This is a genomic window from Emticicia sp. TH156, assembly GCF_002855535.1.
Classification (GTDB): domain Bacteria; phylum Bacteroidota; class Bacteroidia; order Cytophagales; family Spirosomataceae; genus Emticicia; species Emticicia fluvialis.
Genome location: NZ_PKRS01000008.1, coordinates 253,587 through 272,167 on the forward strand (window position 1 = coordinate 253,587; position 18,581 = coordinate 272,167).

General features: G+C 40.4%; 30 protein-coding genes. 29 read left to right on the forward strand and 1 reads right to left on the reverse strand.

The genetic code is table 11. The features are described from left to right. The first annotated feature begins 49 nt into the window (after positions 1 to 49). The 29 genes from rplD to C0V77_RS16465 all read left to right on the forward strand — a co-directional run bounded on the left by rplD (position 50) and on the right by C0V77_RS16465 (position 17,084). The gene (rplD, locus tag C0V77_RS16325) at positions 50 to 676 is read left to right on the forward strand and encodes a 50S ribosomal protein L4 (protein ID WP_101727412.1); all 627 of its coding nucleotides are present in this window, start codon (positions 50 to 52) and stop codon (positions 674 to 676) included. 34 nt (positions 677 to 710) lie between these two features. Further along, positions 711 to 998 (forward strand): 50S ribosomal protein L23, encoded by a 288-nt coding sequence (gene rplW, locus C0V77_RS16330; protein WP_101727413.1) that lies wholly within the window; start codon positions 711 to 713, stop codon positions 996 to 998. 82 nt (positions 999 to 1,080) lie between these two features. Next, positions 1,081 to 1,905: a 50S ribosomal protein L2 gene (rplB, locus tag C0V77_RS16335; protein WP_101727414.1), complete on the forward strand. Its 825-nt coding sequence runs from the start codon at positions 1,081 to 1,083 to the stop codon at positions 1,903 to 1,905. Between the two features lie 28 nt (positions 1,906 to 1,933). Further along, positions 1,934 to 2,212 (forward strand): 30S ribosomal protein S19, encoded by a 279-nt coding sequence (gene rpsS, locus C0V77_RS16340; protein WP_101727415.1) that lies wholly within the window; start codon positions 1,934 to 1,936, stop codon positions 2,210 to 2,212. Positions 2,213 to 2,232: 20 nt separating this feature from the next. Continuing rightward, positions 2,233 to 2,577, forward strand: coding sequence for a 50S ribosomal protein L22 (gene rplV, locus C0V77_RS16345; RefSeq protein ID WP_101727416.1), 345 nt, complete (start codon positions 2,233 to 2,235; stop codon positions 2,575 to 2,577). Positions 2,578 to 2,658: 81 nt separating this feature from the next. After that, on the forward strand, positions 2,659 to 3,525 hold the full coding sequence (gene rpsC / locus C0V77_RS16350) for a 30S ribosomal protein S3 (protein ID WP_101727417.1): 867 nt from the start codon (positions 2,659 to 2,661) through the stop codon (positions 3,523 to 3,525). 109 nt (positions 3,526 to 3,634) lie between these two features. Beyond that, positions 3,635 to 4,063: a 50S ribosomal protein L16 gene (rplP, locus tag C0V77_RS16355; RefSeq protein WP_101727418.1), complete on the forward strand. Its 429-nt coding sequence runs from the start codon at positions 3,635 to 3,637 to the stop codon at positions 4,061 to 4,063. 67 nt (positions 4,064 to 4,130) lie between these two features. Further along, entirely contained in the window at positions 4,131 to 4,313 is a 183-nt protein-coding gene (gene rpmC, locus C0V77_RS16360) for a 50S ribosomal protein L29 (protein WP_101727501.1), read from the forward strand. A 41-nt stretch (positions 4,314 to 4,354) separates the two neighbouring features. Then, positions 4,355 to 4,609: a 30S ribosomal protein S17 gene (rpsQ, locus tag C0V77_RS16365; protein ID WP_101727419.1), complete on the forward strand. Its 255-nt coding sequence runs from the start codon at positions 4,355 to 4,357 to the stop codon at positions 4,607 to 4,609. A gap of 51 nt (positions 4,610 to 4,660) precedes the next feature. Further along, positions 4,661 to 5,029, forward strand: a complete 369-nt coding sequence (gene rplN / locus C0V77_RS16370) for a 50S ribosomal protein L14 (protein WP_101727420.1) — start codon at positions 4,661 to 4,663, stop codon at positions 5,027 to 5,029. Positions 5,030 to 5,132: 103 nt separating this feature from the next. After that, on the forward strand, positions 5,133 to 5,471 hold the full coding sequence (rplX, locus tag C0V77_RS16375) for a 50S ribosomal protein L24 (RefSeq protein ID WP_101727421.1): 339 nt from the start codon (positions 5,133 to 5,135) through the stop codon (positions 5,469 to 5,471). Positions 5,472 to 5,543: 72 nt separating this feature from the next. Further along, positions 5,544 to 6,092 carry a 50S ribosomal protein L5 gene (gene rplE / locus C0V77_RS16380; RefSeq protein WP_101727422.1) on the forward strand — a complete coding sequence of 183 codons (549 nt, stop codon included), beginning with the start codon at positions 5,544 to 5,546 and terminating at the stop codon, positions 6,090 to 6,092. 50 nt (positions 6,093 to 6,142) lie between these two features. Further along, complete coding sequence (gene rpsN, locus C0V77_RS16385) at positions 6,143 to 6,412, forward strand: 30S ribosomal protein S14 (RefSeq protein ID WP_101727423.1); 270 nt, start codon at positions 6,143 to 6,145, stop codon at positions 6,410 to 6,412. A 191-nt stretch (positions 6,413 to 6,603) separates the two neighbouring features. Then, complete coding sequence (rpsH, locus tag C0V77_RS16390; protein WP_173830556.1) at positions 6,604 to 7,005, forward strand: 30S ribosomal protein S8; 402 nt, start codon at positions 6,604 to 6,606, stop codon at positions 7,003 to 7,005. A 129-nt stretch (positions 7,006 to 7,134) separates the two neighbouring features. After that, complete coding sequence (rplF, locus tag C0V77_RS16395; protein WP_101727424.1) at positions 7,135 to 7,695, forward strand: 50S ribosomal protein L6; 561 nt, start codon at positions 7,135 to 7,137, stop codon at positions 7,693 to 7,695. 56 nt (positions 7,696 to 7,751) lie between these two features. Then, complete coding sequence (rplR, locus tag C0V77_RS16400; RefSeq protein WP_101727425.1) at positions 7,752 to 8,099, forward strand: 50S ribosomal protein L18; 348 nt, start codon at positions 7,752 to 7,754, stop codon at positions 8,097 to 8,099. An 18-nt stretch (positions 8,100 to 8,117) separates the two neighbouring features. Continuing rightward, entirely contained in the window at positions 8,118 to 8,621 is a 504-nt protein-coding gene (gene rpsE / locus C0V77_RS16405; protein WP_101727426.1) for a 30S ribosomal protein S5, read from the forward strand. Between the two features lie 84 nt (positions 8,622 to 8,705). Then, entirely contained in the window at positions 8,706 to 8,885 is a 180-nt protein-coding gene (rpmD, locus tag C0V77_RS16410; protein WP_101727427.1) for a 50S ribosomal protein L30, read from the forward strand. A 93-nt stretch (positions 8,886 to 8,978) separates the two neighbouring features. Then, complete coding sequence (gene rplO / locus C0V77_RS16415) at positions 8,979 to 9,461, forward strand: 50S ribosomal protein L15 (RefSeq protein WP_101727428.1); 483 nt, start codon at positions 8,979 to 8,981, stop codon at positions 9,459 to 9,461. Between the two features lie 300 nt (positions 9,462 to 9,761). Then, positions 9,762 to 11,096: a preprotein translocase subunit SecY gene (gene secY, locus C0V77_RS16420; RefSeq protein WP_101727429.1), complete on the forward strand. Its 1,335-nt coding sequence runs from the start codon at positions 9,762 to 9,764 to the stop codon at positions 11,094 to 11,096. Between the two features lie 15 nt (positions 11,097 to 11,111). Next, positions 11,112 to 11,933 (forward strand): type I methionyl aminopeptidase, encoded by an 822-nt coding sequence (gene map / locus C0V77_RS16425; RefSeq protein WP_173830557.1) that lies wholly within the window; start codon positions 11,112 to 11,114, stop codon positions 11,931 to 11,933. A 47-nt stretch (positions 11,934 to 11,980) separates the two neighbouring features. After that, entirely contained in the window at positions 11,981 to 12,199 is a 219-nt protein-coding gene (gene infA / locus C0V77_RS16430; protein WP_101727430.1) for a translation initiation factor IF-1, read from the forward strand. 145 nt (positions 12,200 to 12,344) lie between these two features. Then, positions 12,345 to 12,461 carry a 50S ribosomal protein L36 gene (gene rpmJ, locus C0V77_RS16435; protein ID WP_015027349.1) on the forward strand — a complete coding sequence of 39 codons (117 nt, stop codon included), beginning with the start codon at positions 12,345 to 12,347 and terminating at the stop codon, positions 12,459 to 12,461. Positions 12,462 to 12,467: 6 nt separating this feature from the next. Next, complete coding sequence (gene rpsM / locus C0V77_RS16440) at positions 12,468 to 12,842, forward strand: 30S ribosomal protein S13 (protein WP_101727431.1); 375 nt, start codon at positions 12,468 to 12,470, stop codon at positions 12,840 to 12,842. Between the two features lie 126 nt (positions 12,843 to 12,968). Continuing rightward, positions 12,969 to 13,364 (forward strand): 30S ribosomal protein S11, encoded by a 396-nt coding sequence (gene rpsK / locus C0V77_RS16445; protein ID WP_101727432.1) that lies wholly within the window; start codon positions 12,969 to 12,971, stop codon positions 13,362 to 13,364. A gap of 210 nt (positions 13,365 to 13,574) precedes the next feature. Further along, complete coding sequence (gene rpsD, locus C0V77_RS16450) at positions 13,575 to 14,180, forward strand: 30S ribosomal protein S4 (protein ID WP_101727433.1); 606 nt, start codon at positions 13,575 to 13,577, stop codon at positions 14,178 to 14,180. A 119-nt stretch (positions 14,181 to 14,299) separates the two neighbouring features. Further along, on the forward strand, positions 14,300 to 15,289 hold the full coding sequence (locus tag C0V77_RS16455; protein WP_101727434.1) for a DNA-directed RNA polymerase subunit alpha: 990 nt from the start codon (positions 14,300 to 14,302) through the stop codon (positions 15,287 to 15,289). A 157-nt stretch (positions 15,290 to 15,446) separates the two neighbouring features. Then, positions 15,447 to 16,037 carry a 50S ribosomal protein L17 gene (gene rplQ, locus C0V77_RS16460; RefSeq protein ID WP_101727435.1) on the forward strand — a complete coding sequence of 197 codons (591 nt, stop codon included), beginning with the start codon at positions 15,447 to 15,449 and terminating at the stop codon, positions 16,035 to 16,037. Positions 16,038 to 16,214: 177 nt separating this feature from the next. After that, entirely contained in the window at positions 16,215 to 17,084 is an 870-nt protein-coding gene (locus C0V77_RS16465; protein ID WP_101727436.1) for a glycosyltransferase family 2 protein, read from the forward strand. On the opposite strand, the gene C0V77_RS16470 is transcribed toward C0V77_RS16465, so the two are convergent. Next, positions 17,081 to 18,322 (reverse strand): hypothetical protein, encoded by a 1,242-nt coding sequence (locus C0V77_RS16470; protein WP_101727437.1) that lies wholly within the window; start codon positions 18,320 to 18,322, stop codon positions 17,081 to 17,083. The genes C0V77_RS16465 and C0V77_RS16470 overlap by 4 nt on opposite strands. Positions 18,323 to 18,581 lie beyond the last annotated feature (259 nt).

Consider the following 18,581-nt stretch of genomic DNA (forward strand, 5'->3'; position numbering starts at 1 on the left):
CAAATCTTCAGGTCGACACCGTACGACATCGAAAAAAACGGTAGTAACAATGGAATTATCAGTATTAAGCAAAGACGGAAAAGATTTGGGTCGTAAGGCAGTTTTGTCTGACGATGTTTTCGGAATCGAGCCAAATACACATGTGGTTTACCTGGATGTAAAACACTATTTGGCAAATCAACGCCAAGGCACGCACAAAGCCAAGCAAAGAGCCGAGATAGCGCGTTCAACTAAGAAAATTGTTCGTCAAAAAGGTTCTGGCGGTGCTCGTCATGGTTCTACCAAAGCTCCAACCTTCGTAGGTGGTGGTCGTGTATTCGGACCTGTTCCACGTGATTACGACTTCAAATTGAATAAGAAAGTAAAAGTTCTGGCTCGTAAATCAGTTCTTTCAGCAAGAGCCAAAGAAAATAACATCTCAGTTATTGAAGATTTTACTTTTGAGTCTCCAAAAACAAAATCATACTTAGCATTTCTTAGTGCATTGTCATTGACAGGCAGCAAGACTCTCTTCATTTTGCCTGATTATGATAGCAATGTGTATTTATCAGCTCGTAACATTCCGAAAACAAGAGTTTTGAGTGCAGACGAAGTAAGTACTTATGACTTAATCAATGCTGATAAGTTAATCATTAGCGAAGGTGCTTTGTCGAAAATAGAATCAATATTGAACTAAAAGCTGCGAACAGCTTTGCTAATAAATTAAGAACATGAGTGTACTTAAAAGACCAATCATCACTGAAAAAACGCAAAAGAGCACTGCAAAAGGCAAGTTTGTGTTTGAAGTGGCTATGGATGCGAACAAAATTCAAATCGCAAAAGCCGTAGAGAAGATGTATGGCGTTTCAGTTACTGACGTAAACACGATTCGTCAAATCGGTAAAAAGAAATCAAGAATGACTCGTAGCAGAGCATCTTCAGGTGTTACATCAACTTTTAAAAAGGCGATTGTAACCTTGAAAGAAGGCGAAATGATTGATTTCTACGAAAATTTATAAGAAAGGTTAAGCGGGTATCCGCCAATCGTTCCATCATTAAATTTCAGGTATAGCCTTACAGGCTGCAAAAGATTAAGTAAAAATGGGTATCAAGAAATTAAAACCAATCACCCCGGGGCAACGTCATCGTGTAGCGCCTGATTTCTCAGAGATTACCGCAAGCAAACCTGAGAAAAGCCTTACAACCACGATTAAAAGAACCGGTGGTCGTAATAATGAAGGACACCGTACCGCACGTTACATCGGTGGTGGCCACAAACGTAAATATCGTATCATAGATTTCAAAAGAAGCAAAGTAGATGTTTCTGCTGAAGTAAAAACTATTGAGTACGATCCAAACCGTTCTGCACGTATCGCGCTTGTAGAATACACAGACGGTGAAAAGGCTTACATCATTGCCCCGCAAGGCTTGAAAGTTGGCCAGGTAATTATTGCCGGCAAAACAGTTGCTCCTGAAATCGGTAATGCTCTTCCATTAGGAAGCATGCCGCTTGGTACAATTGTGCACAACATTGAGTTGCATCCTGGAAAAGGTGCCCAGATGGCACGTAGCGCAGGTACTTATGCACAGGTGTTGGCAAAAGACGGCAAATATGTAACATTAAAGATGCCTTCAGGTGAAATGAGAATGGTACTTGCTACTTGTATTGCTACGGTAGGTACAGTTTCGAATGCAGACCACATGAACGTTACTTACGGTAAAGCCGGTCGTAAACGTTGGTTGGGTGTTCGTCCACGTGTAAGAGGTGTAGCTATGAACCCGGTTGATCACCCGATGGGTGGTGGTGAAGGCCGTGCGTCAGGAGGTCATCCTCGTTCGCGTAATGGCTTATTGGCTAAAGGTAAGAAGACTCGTGATAAAACTAAGCCTTCAAGTAAGCTAATCATTTCAAGAAGAAGTAAATAATCAAAATAAAGAATCTAGATAAGTATTTATGGCACGCTCACTAAAAAAAGGACCATATATTGATTACCGCCTTGAGAAAAAAGTTGTTGATATGAACAACTCAGGTAAAAAGTCAGTCATCAAAACATGGTCGCGTCGCTCAATGATTTCTCCTGATTTCATTGGACATACTTTCGCAGTACATAACGGCAATAAATTTATTCCGGTATATGTAACTGATAACATGGTAGGGCACAAATTGGGAGAGTTCTCTCCAACGCGTAACTTCCGTGGTCACATAGCAAAGAAAGATAAAGGAAAAAGATAATAATTGTACATTTGTAAAAAATGGAAGCAGTAGCAAAATTAAGTGATTATCCTACCTCGCCACGTAAGGCAAGACTGGTTGCAGACCTGATCAGAGGTAAAAAGGTGAGCCAAGCGCTGGGTATATTGAGCTTTCAACCTCAACATGCCTCACCTGTTATCAAGAAGGTCTTGTTATCAGCGGTAGCTAACTGGCAACAAAAGAACGAAGACCAGAAAATTGAAGATGCAGAACTTGTTGTTAAGTCAATCTTCATTGATGGTGGACGTATGATTAAACGTTTAAGACCGGCACCTCAAGGGCGTGCATACAGAGTTCGTAAACGTTCTCATCACCTTACTATTGTAGTTGATAGTGCAGTTTAATTATTAATAAGCGAACGATATACTACTCGTATCGCACCAAAATGAATATGGCGTAATGCCATAATAAGCAAATAATAACTAATGGGACAAAAAGTTAATCCTGTCGGTCTAAGACTTGGCTACATCAGAGGTTGGGAATCTAACTGGTATGGTGGCAAAACATTCGCTGAGAAGCTTGTCGAAGACCAAGAAATCCGTAAATACGTGGCAGCACGTATCCCTAAAGGAGCGATCTCGAAAGTAGTTATCGAGCGTACCTTGAAACGTATCACTCTTACTATCCATACGGCCCGTCCGGGTGTTGTAATCGGAAAAGGTGGTAACGAAGTTGATAAGATTAAAGAAGAGTTGAAAAAACTGACCGGCAAAGACGTTCAGATCAACATCTACGAAATCAAACGCCCTGAGTTGGATGCCAAATTGATTGGCGAATCTATTGCTCAACAATTAGAGGCTCGTATTTCTTACCGTCGTGCCATGAAACAAGCCATTCAGGCCGCTGTTCGTGTAGGTGCGCAAGGTATTAAAGTAAAATTAGGTGGTCGTTTGGCAGGTGCTGAAATGGCCCGTAATGAGATGTATAAAGAAGGACGTATCCCGCTTCATACACTTCGTGCTGATATTGATTATGCAGTATCAGAAGCCCTTACGGTATATGGTAAAATCGGTATCAAAGTTTGGGTATTCAAAGGCGAAGTATTTGGTAAGCGTGATTTAACTCCGGCAGGAGGTGCAGCATCATCAGCTAACGAAAGAGGTGGCGAAGGTGCATCAGCCGGTGGACGTGGCGGACGCGACGACCGTAGAGGTGGCGGACGTGATGACAGAAGAGGTGGCGGACGTGACGATAACAGAGGAGGTGGAGACAGAGACCGCAACCGTAACAACAATCGTGGTGGCGGAAACCGCAACAATAACAATAACAGAGGTAATAACAACAGAAGATAAATAGTTTTGAGTTTCAGGTTTTAGGTTTCTTTACGGAAATATGATTCTTGAAACTTAAAATATTTGAAACTTGAAACTAAGCACATAGTGCTGATAACATAATAGCGTCATGTTACAACCAAGAAGAACCAAATTCCGTAAGCAGCAGAAAGGCAGAATCAAGGGTCTCGCAACACGCGGACACGAGATTGCATTCGGAACATTCGCTATCAAATCTCTAGAGCCGGGTCGAATCACCTCGCGTCAGATTGAGGCAGCTCGTATCGGGGTTACCCGTGCAATGAAACGTGAAGGTCAGGTATGGATTCGTATTTTCCCTGATAAACCTATCACCAAAAAACCTCTTGAGGTACGTATGGGTAAAGGTAAAGGTGCTCCTGAGTACTGGGTTGCCAGTGTAAAACCAGGTACCATTCTTTTCGAAGCAACCGGTGTGCCTTTGGCAGTAGCCAATGAAGCTCTTCGTCTGGCAGCTCAGAAATTGCCAGTACAAACCAAGTTTGTGGTACGTAGAGATTATCAGGAAGATGCAGAATAATTCGCAGTGAGTTAATACTGTGATGATAACCTGAATGAGGCAACTCATTCATTCATTCAATAATCAAATGAAAAAGTCAGAAATCCAAGCATTGTCAGTTGAGCAATTGCAGCAAAGCATATCAGTTGAGAAAGACAGAATCAACAAGTTGAAGTTTGCTCATGCTATCACGCCTATCGAAAATCCGATGCGTATTCGTCAATCTCGCAGATTGATTGCTCAAATGTTGACAGAATTGAATGCCCGTTAATAATCAAATACCCTGTATTGCAGGAATTAAGTATAAGAACAATGGAAAGAAATCTTAGAAAAGAGCGTATCGGAACGGTAGTTAGCAACAAGATGGATAAATCGGGCGTTGTAGCTGTAGTTCGTAAATTGAAACATCCGAAATACGGAAAGTTCATGCTCAAAACCAAGAAGTTCATGTTCCATGACGAGAAAAATGAAGCTGGTATCGGTGATACCGTGAAGATTCAGGAGACTCGCCCATTGAGCAAGAACAAGAATTGGAGATTAGTAGAAATCGTAGAAAAAGCGAAGTAATTTAAAGCTAATAGCTATTGGCTTATACGCCTGTAGCCAAAAATTAAGACAATGTTACAGCAAGAATCAAGAGCAGGTGTTGCCGATAATAGTGGAGCAAAAGAAGTGCTTGTGATCCGTGTATTGGGCGGAACAGGTAAGCGTTATGCTTCAATTGGTGACAAAGTTGTCGTGTCCGTAAAATCGGCCTTATCTTCTTCAAGCATGAAGAAAGGAACAGTATCAAAAGCTGTCGTAGTTAGAACCACTAAAGAGGTTCGTCGCAAAGACGGTTCGTACATACGTTTTGAAGACAACGCAGTAGTATTATTAAACAACCAAGACGAGCCACGCGGTACTCGTATTTTCGGACCTGTTGCACGTGAATTACGTGAGAAACAATTCATGAAAATCGTTTCTTTGGCTCCTGAAGTTCTTTAATTTGAAAGCGGTTTACTAAGCTGAAACTTAGCCCGCCATTGTGACAGAGAGCTTTAGTTCTTTGGCCAATGCTTAACTATTCAAATTTTCAAATTTAAAAGTAATGGAAAGAAAATTCAATAAGCAACAGAAACTTCATGTACGCTCTGGCGACACAGTTGAGGTGATTGCAGGTAATTCGAAAGGAAAACGCGGTAAAATTACTGATATTAACACCGAGAAACAACGTGTGGTTGTAGAAGGTGTAAATATTCAGAAAAGACACGTGAAACCTTCGGCACAAAATCCTCAAGGTGAAATCCGTGAGTTTGCAGGTTCTATTCATATCAGCAATGTAGCGTTGGTTGACCCTGCCACAGGCGAAACTACCCGCACAGGCCGTAAAGAGAACGACAATGGCAAACTGCAACGTTTCTCTAAAAAGACCGGTAAGTTTATTTAATAACTCAGGGTCGGCTGTAATGCCGGCGCTAAAGAAGAGGGTCGGAAATCCTCCCAAAAGCAAATCACAAAAATGGCACGCTTAAGAGAAAAATATTCAAAAGAAGTAGTACCAGCTTTGAAAACAAAGTTTGGTTACAAATCTATCATGCAGGTTCCAACCTTGCAGAAAATCGTTATTAACCGTGGTGTGGGTGCTGCAACAGGCGACAAGAAATTGATCGACAGCAGCTTGGAAGAGATATCAAACATCACAGGTCAGAAAGCCGTAGCAACTTTATCTAAGAAAGCGGTTTCGAACTTCAAACTTCGTGAAAACATGCCGATTGGTGTGAAAGTAACACTTCGCGGAGAGAAAATGTACGAATTCCTTGACCGTCTTTGTGCTATTGCGCTTCCACGTGTGAGAGACTTCAAAGGTATCAGTGATAAAGGTTTTGATGGTCGTGGAAATTATACCTTTGGTATTAAGGAGCAAATTATTTTCCCTGAGATATCGATTGATAAAATTTCGAAAATCCAGGGTATGGATATAACTTTCGTTACTTCGGCGCCAACCGATACTGAAGCTTACGAATTATTAAAAGAAATGGGTCTTCCATTTGCAAGCAGCAAAAAATAATCTTAACAGAGATTTAAGTCTTTGAAATCAGCTTAATCAAAAGTCTTACAATGGCAAAAGAATCAATTAAAGCAAGAGATAGAAAAAAAGAGGCTACAGTAGCAAGATATGCCGCCAAACGTGCCGCTTTAAAAGAAGCTAATGACTATGCCGCTTTGGATAAATTACCTCGTAATGCTTCACCGGTTAGATTACATAACCGTTGTAAGTTAACTGGTCGTCCAAGAGGTTATATGCGCAAATTCGGTATTAACCGTGTTACCTTCCGCGAGATGGCATCAAAAGGTTTAATTCCGGGTGTTACAAAAGCATCTTGGTAAGCAATGAAGTTGTTTGGTAGAATTTCCTGAATAAATACTAATTATTCAGGAATATTAATTTTGCCAGATAATATTTTCTTGCATACATATCATTATATAAAAAATATTTTCTAATTTTGCAGCCCAATTGAGAAAGTCGCGCTCGCGATACTGCTCAATGTTGGCTTAGGTATCCAAAATTAAACAGCAAAATGATTACAACGGATCCAATAGCAGACTTCCTTACCAGAATCAGAAATGCCATCAAGGCGCGTCATAGAGTGGTAGAAATTCCTGCTTCGAACATCAAAAAAGCGATTACACAAGTACTGTACGATAAAGGTTTTATTCAAAGCTATAAATTTGAAGAAACAGGCCCGCAGGGCGTTATCAAAATTGCGTTGAAGTATAATCCGGTAACGAAACAGTCAGCAATTGTTGAACTGAAACGTGTTTCTAAACCAGGTTTACGTAAATACGCCGGTACAACTGATATTCCACGCGTTCTTAACGGATTAGGCGTTGCTATCCTTTCAACTTCGAAAGGTGTAATGACCGACAAAGAAGCCCGTTCATTGAAAGTAGGGGGTGAAGTATTGTGCTACGTATATTAATAAGTACCAGTACTTGTTATTATACCCAATCTATTTGCAGTTTTCTGCAAGCTAATTAAATTAATTGTTGACCGCTCTTGATAACTCGCTTCTCAGCGAAAGTGTCATGAAGCCTTAAACTTAAAAAAAATGTCAAGAATTGGTAAAAAGCCAGTTGCTATTCCAAGCGGTGTAAGCATCACGGTGGATGACTCTAACGTGGTAACAGTAAAAGGACCGAAAGGAACTCTCACTCAAAAAGTTGACCCCGATATTACAATAGGGGTAGAAAACAACGAACTGAAAGTTGAAAGACCAACCGAACAGAAACGTCATAAAGCCTTACATGGACTGTATCGTTCATTGCTTAACAACATGGTAATTGGTGTAAGCACAGGATACAAAACTTCAATGGAGATTGTCGGTGTAGGTTATAAGGCTGCTAACAACGGAAACGTACTAGACCTTAGCTTAGGATTCTCGCACAATGTTTATTTTGTGGTTCCTGAAGAGTTGAAAGTAACAACCGCTATGGAGAAAGGTAAAAACCCGCTTGTTACACTGGAAGGTACTGACAAGCAGTTGATTGGTCTGGTTGCTTCAAAAATCAGATCTCTGCGTAAGGTTGAGCCTTACAAAGGAAAAGGTGTACGTTTTGTTGGTGAAGTGGTTCGTCGCAAAGCTGGTAAAACCTCTGGTAAGAAGAAATAATCATTAGACATCTCAGACGGCGAAATGCGTTTCAAGGTCTCAAAATATTTATAACAATGTCAAGTGTTAAAACTGATAGAAGACAAAAAATTAAGTGGAGCATCCGCAGTAAAGTTTCAGGTACACCTGAAAGACCGCGTTTGTCGGTGTTTCGCTCAAATACAGCCATATACGCTCAGTTGATTGACGATACTAAAGGTGTAACTTTAGCTTCTGCATCTACTTCGGGTTTAGGATTGAAGGGTGTGAAAGTTGATAACTCTAAAGAAGTAGGTAAAAAACTAGCTGAAATCGCTACTGAAAAAGGTATCGAAGCCTGTGTGTTTGACCGTAATGGTTATTTGTATCATGGTAACATTAAAGCCTTGGCAGAAGGTGCCAGAGAAGGCGGTTTGAAATTCTAATCTTGCAATTCTGAATCAATGAATAAAGCAAAAGTAAACGAGGCAGAACTCAAAGAAAGAGTAGTAGCCATCAACCGTGTAGCCAAGGTGGTGAAAGGGGGTCGTCGTTTTAGTTTCTCGGCAATCGTTGTGTTAGGCGACGGTAAAGGTGTTGTAGGACAAGGCCTTGGTAAAGCAAATGAAGTAACAGATGCGATTGCTAAAGCTATTGAAGACGCTAAGAAAAATCTGGTATCTGTGCCTGTAATCAATGACACCGTTCCTCACGAAATTCACGGTAAATTCTCAGGTGGTTTTGTGTTTGTTAAACCTGCAGCGCCTGGTACCGGTATTATTGCCGGCGGTGCGATGCGTGCCGTATTAGAAGCAGCCGGTATACATAATGTATTGGCAAAATCTAAAGGTTCATCAAACCCTCACAACGTGGTTAAGGCAACTATTGATGCTTTAAGCCAGATGCGCGCACCTCATGCCGTGGCGTTCCAGCGTAGTGTTAAAATGACAAAAGTATTTAACGGATAATAGCGCCCAGCTTATTGTGGTAGGTAAAAGTTTGTTTACTTATGCTTACTGCTTCAAGTGAAAAGCTTATAGCTCATAACAAAAATGGCAAAGGTAAAAATTACTCAGGTAAGAAGTACTATTGGCAGACCAGAAGTACAAAAGCGTACTATCGCGGCTTTAGGTCTAGGCAAACTTAATCGTACTGTAGAAAAAGAATTAAACCCTGCTATGCAAGGCATGATTAACAAGGTTCAACACTTGTTAGTGATTGAAGAAGCATAATTAATTCTCCCTTTATGGGTTTTGGGTAGGCGTAGCCGAGTGATTCCGAAAGTCGGAATTGCGTATTTTTAACCGATTAATAGTCGAATTACAATGAAATTAAGTTCATTACAACCTGCAAAAGGTTCAGTTAAAGCAAACGACAGAGTAGGTCGCGGACATGGTTCAGGCGGTGGCGGTACTGCTAAACGTGGTCATAAAGGTGCAAAATCTCGTTCAGGTTACAGCCAGAAGCGTGGTTTTGAGGGTGGTCAGATGCCATTGCAACGCCGTGTTCCTAAATTTGGCTTTAAAAATATAAACAGAGTAGAGTACAAAGCCATCAACCTTGATACCATTCAGGCTTTGGTTGAAAAAACTGGTTCTACCAAAATCGATTTAGGTTTCTTGTACAATAATGGATTGACGTCCAAGTCTGATCTTGTTAAAATCCTGGGTCGTGGTGAGTTGACAGCAAAGGTTGATTTGAAGGCTAACGCGTTCTCGGCAACAGCTATTGCAGCTATCGAGAAAGCAGGTGGTTCGGCAACTGTGGATGCTACATTTAACCCTGCCGGCTCTGAAGTGGCTGCCTAAGGTATAAGTCTTAATTAATGCTGCACAGGTGTCAAAGCAATTGAAGGAAACTATTAATTAGTAATCTGGGTTTAAGAATCCTAAAATACTGATTTGCTTTATAACAATAGAATCGTTAGCTTTGCAGATTTAGCAGCGATTCTATTTAAGTTAAATAACCTAATTGGTTGATTTTCAGTTAGTTGTCATTTAAGCCAGATACAACTGGCAGTAATTAGTTTGATTAAACGTAGCTGAAGTACTCATATACCCTGAAGGAACTAAGCAATTTCAACCTTAAGCCTTGTTTTTCCTAACAAAATGAACAAATTTTTAACAACACTCAAGAACATTTGGTCAATAGAAGAATTGAGGAAGCGTATTCTTCAGACTCTCTTGATAATAGTTATTTTCCGTGTCGGTTCCCACGTAGTTTTACCGGGTGTTGATGTAGCGAAGCTAAAAGATTTAACAGCAAATAACGGTTTGTTAGGTCTTTTAAATACATTGGTTGGTGGTGCATTCAAAAATGCTTCAATTATGGCACTAGGTATTATGCCATATATTTCAGCTTCTATTGCTATTCAGTTATTAACATTAGCACTTCCTTATTTCAGCAAATTGCAGAAAGAGGGCGAGTCAGGTAGAAGAAAATTAAACCAGATAACACGCTGGGTAACCATAGCGGTAGCAGCGGCTCAGGGTTTTACTTATGTTCAGACTACTATACCGACAGATGCAATATTGGTAGGCCAGGGGCTATTCTACATTAGTTCTGTCTTGTTGATAGTAGCAGGTACTGTCATGTGTATGTGGCTAGGTGAGCGTATGACTGAAAAGGGTATTGGCAACGGCATATCAATGATGATTATGATTGGTATCGTTTCAAGACTTCCCGGTGCTATTTTTGGTGAAGCTACCTCAAGAGCCGGAAGCGGCCAGGTCTTATTCTTTGTTATTGAGATTGTAGCGTTGTTTATGGTTGTTTTGTTTGCAGTGGCTATCACGCAGGCAACTCGTCGTATACCCGTACAATATGCCAAGCAAATAGTAGGTAACAAAGTAGTTACAGGTCAGCGCCAATATTTACCATTAAAATTAAATATTGCCGGAGTAATGCCCATCATTTTTGGTCAGGCCTTGATGTTTATCCCGGGGTTAATACTTAATTATCTGGCGGAAAGCACAAAAAATGATACTTTTCAAGACTGGGCTATCATTATGAACAGTCCAACTTCATGGCAGTATTGTTTAATATACGCAGTACTTATCATTGGTTTCACATTCTTTTATACTGCCATTTCGATTAATCCTAATCAGATTGCAGATGATATGAGACGTGGTGGTGGGTTTATTCCGGGGGTTAAGCCTGGTCAGCCAACATCTGATTTTATTGCCAATGTGCTAGATCGAATCACATTGCCTGGGGGAGTTCTTTTAGCAGTAATTGCCATCTTGCCTGCACTTGCCGGTTTGTTAGGAATGACCCAGAATTTTGCTTCATTCTTTGGTGGTACATCGCTTCTGATTCTGGTTGGTGTTGTGCTTGATACCCTGCAGCAAATTGAAAGTTATTTGTTAATGAAACGATATGAAGGTCTGATGCAATCAGGACGTATTCAGGGTCGTCAGGCTGTTTCAACCGTATCTATCTGATAGGAGATTTAAGCCATGAGCAAAAGGGATAGAATTATATATATTAAATCGGACGAAGAGTTAGAAATTATCCGTAATAACGGCCAGATTTTAGGCAAGGCTCAGGCAGAAGTAGCAAAGTTAATTGCACCTGGTGTAACAACTAAGGAACTTGATAAAGTAGCTTACGATTATATTAAAGACCATAAGGCTCACCCTTCTTTTTTAGGTTATGATGTAGGAGGTCTTAAGTTTCCTTCTTCGCTCTGTATTTCTGTAAATGATGTTGTTGTTCACGGCATACCGAGTAACAGAGCATTAAAAGAGGGTGATATCGTTTCGGTTGATTGTGGCGTTTATAAAGATGGATATCATGCAGACAGCGCCTATACTTATGCTGTTGGTAATATAGCTAAAGAAGTTGCTGACCTATTGAAACATACTTGCGAATCGCTTTACAAAGGTATAGAACAAGCTAAAACGGGTAACAGAGTAGGAGATATTAGTTTTGCAGTACAAGATTATAGTGAAAAACTTGGTTATGGTGTTGTACGCGAATTAGTAGGGCATGGTGTGGGTAAGTTCTTACACGAGGCTCCGGAAGTACCAAACTTTGGTAAACGTGGCAATGGTCCGAAACTGCAGGAAGGAATGGTACTGGCAATAGAACCAATGATTACCCTGGGGCGCAGGTCGGTTGTTCAGGAGAACGATGGCTGGACCATCAGAACCGAAGACCGTAAACAGGCAGCTCACTTTGAGCATACTATTGTAGTCAGAAAGGGAGCGGGTGAAATCCTCACTACCTTTGAATACATAGAAGAAGTATTAGCCAAGAAAAAATTACAAGTTGCATAAGGTACCAGCGTTCATAACAATAAAGTTTTTGACGCAATTGAAAGCATATGGCAAAACAAGCAAATATTGAAGTAGACGGCATCATCACAGAGGCTCTATCCAACGCCATGTTCCGTGTGCGTCTGGAGAACAAGCACGAACTGGTTGCCCATATCTCAGGAAAGATGAGAATGAATTACATTCGGATTCTTCCAGGCGATAAGGTAAGGTTAGAGATGTCTCCTTATGATTTGACTAAAGCACGAATTACTTATCGTTATAAGTAGCACCGGGCCTAAATGGGGTTAAGGAACTAAAGGCGATAATTTTATAGTTTTATAATGAAAGTTTCATGTATTGTAAATAACCCCAAAGCATGAAAACTTCTAACAAAGTTCCCCTTATGGGGTTAGGGGTGGTTTTAAATTCATTATGAAAGTTAAAGCATCAGTAAAGAAGCGCAGTGCTGAATGTAAAGTTATCCGTCGTAAGGGTAAAATTTACGTTATTAACAAAAAAAATCCGAAGTTTAAACAAAGACAAGGTTAATTATCTATGAGGATTGCAGGTGTTGACATCCCAGACAAGAAAAGAGGCGAGATCGCCCTTACGTACATCTACGGTATTGGTCGTAGTTCATCACAGAAAATTTTAGAAAAAGCTAATGTTAGCTTTGATAAAAAAGCAGGTGAGTGGAACGACGCAGAAGCAAATGCCATTCGTGGTATTATCAGTGAGGAACTAACTGTTGAAGGACAGTTGCGTTCTGAGGTACAGCTTGCCATTAAACGTTTGATGGACATTGGTTGCTACCGTGGCGTTCGTCACCGTAAAGGTCTTCCATTACGCGGACAACGTACCAAGAACAACTCACGTACCCGTAAAGGTAAACGTAAGACTGTAGCAAACAAGAAGAAAGCTACGAAGTAATCCCTCTTAGGGTATTCCCCGGGTATCCTGAACAGATACGAATCCGGATTTTACGAGTAACGGGGGTAAAATCGAACAGAATACAGGTATTTCTGTATTGCCTATCATTTAACACTGTTTGTCACAATGGCACAAGCTAAAAGAAAAGATAAAGCAAAAAAAAGAGTAGTGATTGTGGAGCCTGTTGGTCAGGTTCACGTTAGGGCTTCTTTCAATAATATTATTATCTCTATTACCAATAGCCAGGGTCAGGTAATTTCCTGGGCTTCTGCTGGTAAGATGGGTTTTAAGGGTTCTAAGAAAAATACCCCTTATGCAGCACAGATGGCAGCACAAAACTGTGCTCAGGTAGCTTATGATGCCGGTATGCGTAAGGCTGAAGTATTCGTAAAAGGCCCTGGCGCTGGTCGTGAGTCAGCTATTCGTACGGTACAGAGTTCAGGTATTGAGGTTACTTCAATAACTGACGTAACTCCACTACCGCACAACGGCTGTCGTCCTCCAAAACGCAGAAGAGTTTAGTACTTGGCAGAAGAATGGAAATTTATTAAATTATCTGATTTTTTCAGTATTGATTTGAAATTTTCATTCTTCTGTTTATTAATTTTTATATTTATCAATTGGCCTGCAGCACAGGCATCCGAAGTAATAAAATAGTCGTGAAATACTATATCGATTGATAGTTTGGACATTGGGGCTAATCAATCTTTACTTCGCTTAAATCAATCACAAATGGCAAGATACACAGGTCCGAAAGTTAGAATTTCAAGAAAGTTTGGTGAACCGGTAATGGGCGCCAGCAAAGCATTAAGCAAAAAGAATTACGCTCCTGGCCAACATGGTAAAGGACGTAAAGGTAAAAAATCAGAGTACGGCCAACAGCTAATAGAAAAGCAAAAAGTTAAGTACACTTATGGTATCTTAGAGCGTCAGTTTGCTCGTTTTTTCCATTTAGCATCAGTAAAACAAGGGCGTACAGGTGAAAACCTTCTTAAATTGTGCGAAGCACGTCTTGACAACACCGTATATCGTTTAGGTATAGCTCCTACACGTCGTGCTGCCCGTCAGTTGGTTACTCACCGTCATATTATTGTAGATGGTGAAGTTCTTAATATCCCGTCGCTAATATTGAAACCGGGTCAATTGGTAGGTGTGCGTGAAAAATCAAAAGCTCTTGAAGCAATCTCTGAAAGTTTGAAAGCTCGTAATGCCAAACGTTATAACTGGTTGGAGTGGGATAGCGCTGAAATGGTTGGTAAATTTATCAACTTCCCTGAGCGTGATCAGATTCCTGAAAACTTCAACGAACAGGCCATCGTCGAGTTGTATAACAAATAATATTTGTATAATAGTTGTGCCATTGCCGACAAAATCGGTGGTGGCACAGCTACGTTTTTTTATTGGTGGGTATAGCTAACCACCCTTTTCGTTAACGAAAACAAACACACTGCATACGTATGTCAATATTAGCATTTCAAATGCCTGACAAGGTAGTCATGGAAAAAGCAGACGACTTCCATGGCTTTTTCGAGTTTAAGCCACTTGAAAGAGGGTATGGTGTGACCATCGGGAACGCCCTACGTCGTATTTTGTTATCCTCTCTTGAAGGTTACGCAATCACGGCTGTAAGATTTCCCGGGGTATTACACGAATTTTCGAGCATTGAAGGGGTTGTAGATGATGTGACGGAAATCATCTTAAACCTTAAAATGGTTCGTTTCAAGAAAGTCTCAGATTATGTAGATAATAAGTTCACCGTCAGAGTAAAAAATCAAAGTATACTAACTGCTGGCGACCTGGGCAAATTTACACAAAGTTTTCAGATTCTGAATCCTGATTTGGTTATTGCCCGTTTGGACGATCAAAGAGAAATAGAAGTTGAAATTATAGTAGATAAAGGACGTGGTTATGTTTCTGCTGAAGAGCACAAACAAACTGATTTACCAATTGGTTTTATATCGGTTGATTCAATCTATACCCCCATCAAAAATGTGAAGTATAGCATTGAAAATACCCGTGTTGAACAGCGGACTGACTACGAAAAACTTTTGCTTGAAATCAAAACCGATGGTTCTATCCACCCGGAAAGAGCTTTGCAGGAAGCTGCACATATTCTGATTCAGCACTTCTTGAAGTTCACTGACGAGAATATGGTGTTTGATACCAAGAAAGATGATGAAGACAATATTGTTGATGAAGAATTCTTGCACATGCGTAAGCTGTTGAAGACTTCTCTACAGGATTTGGATTTGTCGGTTCGTGCATACAACTGTTTGAAATCGGCGGATATTCGTACGTTAGGCGACCTTGCAAGACTGGAAGTAGCCGACATGATGAAGTTCCGCAATTTCGGTAAGAAGTCGTTGACTGAGTTAGAGCAACTGGTTGCCGACAAAGGTCTTCACTTTGGTATGGACGTAACGAAATACAAATTAGACGAAGATTGATTCTGATTTTTCCCCTTCTGATGTTTATTCATCCTAAGGGGAATTTTTGTATATCCTCGAAACCGCAGTATTCGAATTTAAATTTTATCAATCGTAATAGGTGGAGTAACCAAGACTGCGTAGGTTATTTTGACCGTTACTTACGAAATATACTACAATGAGACACGGTAACAAAACCAATCACTTAGGCAGAACCCATTCGCACAGAGATGCCTTGTTAAAAAACCTTGCCATTTCTTTAATTCAGCACAAACGTATTGAAACAACTTTAGCTAAAGCCAAAGAATTGCGTAAATATGTAGAGCCTATTATTACAAAGGCAAAAAATGATACAACTCACTCACGTCGTATGGTATTCTCTTATTTGCAAGATAAAGAGTCTATCAAAACTCTTTTTGGTGAGATTGCAGAAAAAGTAGCTAACCGTAACGGTGGTTATACTCGTATCATTAAATTAGGAACTCGTTTTGGTGACAACGCCGAAGTGGCTCTGATTGAGTTGGTTGATTACAACGAAGCTCTATTAACAGCCGTTGAGGAAAAATCTGCTAAAACACGTCGTAGCCGTCGTGGTGGTAAAAAATCTACCGACACAGCTGAAGTAGCTCCAGTAGCAACAGCAGATGAGTCATCGGCTGAAGTAGTTGAAGAAACTCCTGCAGTAGTAGCTGAAGCTGAACCAACAGCAGAAGCAGCGCCTGCGCAAGAGGAAACTCCGGCTGCTGGCGAAGAGAATAAAGAAGCTTAAGATGCTCAATCTTATAAAGAAGGCCTCCGGAAATTCCGGGGGCTTTTTTATTGCCTATACAGTATGCGGCTTTAAGGTGGTTCTGCCAATGGCTTAATATTGTTTGGTTTTGCAGTATGATATTTGCTAATTTTACCGCTTGGTTTTATAATCATTTGTTCCTTGTATTCTTTAACTATGAGCGATATTTCATTTATTATTCTCACCTACAACGAGTCCGTTCATTTAAGAAGGTTGTTATCGAAAGTCGTTGGTATCAATGCTCCCGTTTTTGTGATAGACTCTGGCAGTACTGATGATACGGTGGCAATAGCAGAAGAATACGGTGCAGTGGTGAAAGTAAATACATTTGAGAACCATCCGAAACAATGGGACTTTGCGTTAAAAAATTGTCTCATTTCAACTCCCTGGATTATCGGCCTTGACGCTGACCAGTATCCCTCAGAAGAATTGCTTCATAAGCTAAGAACATTTTCTGATAAAGATGTACCTGCTGGCGTAAATGGTATCTATTTTAACCGGCATAATTATTTTCAGGGCGAAAGGTTGAAGTACGGAGGTTACAGGAATTTTTATATGTTGAAGATGTTCAGAAATGGGAAGGGATGGTCTGACTTAAACGAGAATATGGATCATCGGTTTATTGTTGAGGGTAAATCAATTATCTGGAAGAACGAGGTGCTGATTGAAGACAACCTGAAAGAACATGATATTGATTTCTGGCTTACCAAACAAATACGCTATAGTAATCTGACAGCCCAGGAGGAGTTTCAACGCAAAAAAGGGCTGCGCGAACAAACACTGACACCAAATTTGCTGGGTAACCCAGACGAACGCACCGCGTTTTTAAAAAAAATCTGGTGGAATCTGCCATTATTTATACGGCCAATGATTTATTTCTTTTACCGTTTCGTAATCAGACTAGGATTCCTTGAAACTACATCTGGTCGCCTTTTCCACTTCCTGCAAGGCTTTTGGTTCAGGTTTCTGGTAGATGCCAAGATAAGAGAGTTAGAGAAGCAGGAGAAGCTGAAAGCAAAGGCTTAGTCTTGCGGTAGCAAGGCTTTTACTTCACCGTCTGAAATACGGCTGAAGAAGTAAGCAAAATAGATACAAACACCCAGATAGATTATCTGCAGGCAATATTCTACCCAATTCATTAAAGAAAGACTACCAAATGAGTCGTAGTAGGCACCTCCCAGACAATACCAGAACGAGGGCTGAACGGCTCCTGTAATATTCAGTAATATCATTAAGGCCCATTGTCTGGGTTTGAATGTCTCACCAAAAAAGTATATAACCGGTAACAAGATAGTGTAAAGATAATTCGGCAGCGAATTCTTATGTACAATAATGGTTATCATATTGGTGATTATGAACGCAAATATCAACAGTTTAGACTCGCTATAAGGTTTCAGATTACGCAGGCAGTAGGCTGCCACAGCAATAATAATACCTAGCCCTCCCCAGTTGAGCAATGTGTTATCGGGCTTAAACCCACCAATAAAAGGGCTTAGGATGCTCATCAGGTTGGGTGCAAATGGTAGGTCGCCTAGCTGTAATGGAGCCAGGATTTTATCGCCGGCCAGATAAAACATGATGGCAATAGCTGGAATGCCAATAATTAGTAAACCTGAGAGTAATTTTAAACGTGCCTTTGAAAATATAAGTAAAAGAATTACAGGTATAATGAGCAGAATTTTGGTACATGCTATACCAATACCCAGCACAATGCCTGCATAGAGGGCATTGTTGTATTTTTTATAACACCATAGCGCTAATGCGATAAATAGCCATAGAAAGATGTCTTCCTGCCCACCAAAGATGAGGAAAATGAGTGGTGCGGGAAGAGAAAAATACAAGATAATGTAAAAGGCCGAATAACGATAGTTAACCAAAGGCCTGGTGACATACACCGCCAGTAATTCGTATATCATCATTAAAAAAATGATAGACTCCGGGGCGTCAATTATGGCCAGTGCCAAGGCATTAAAATAAGGGAACAACGGCGAGTATGGCTGCCAGAAGTCGCGGTATACAATGAGGCCATCTAAAGCCTGTTTGGCTGTGTTATAAAAGAAAACAACATCAGATTTAACTGTATATCCTAAAACCCAGTAAACCAACGCAAACGGAAGCAGGCGAAGAAGTACCCAACTACCCAAAATGGCAAATTGGCTGTTATTGGCAATAAAATCATTTAGTTTCTCTTTCCAGAAAAGCAATGCGGTTGTTATTAAACTCAGCAATAGTGATATGGCTAATTTACCCAAAACAACAGTCATCAATATCAGCGGTTTTTTACATTAATTAGTTTTCATTAAAAGGCTCAGGTAGCCAAATTGCGCAGAAACCATAAAGCGAAGCTCAGCTGTGCAAAGGCACAAAGTTACAATTGAATTATTAAATTTACCATACTAAACACCACTCCGGGCCTGAAAATCTTGAACCGATACCTGGTTGAAAGCCTTATATAAAAACATTTAAAATTTAGTTGCGCTTTACAACCATTTTACTTGCTTAGCAGTCAGTACAATACTTAAC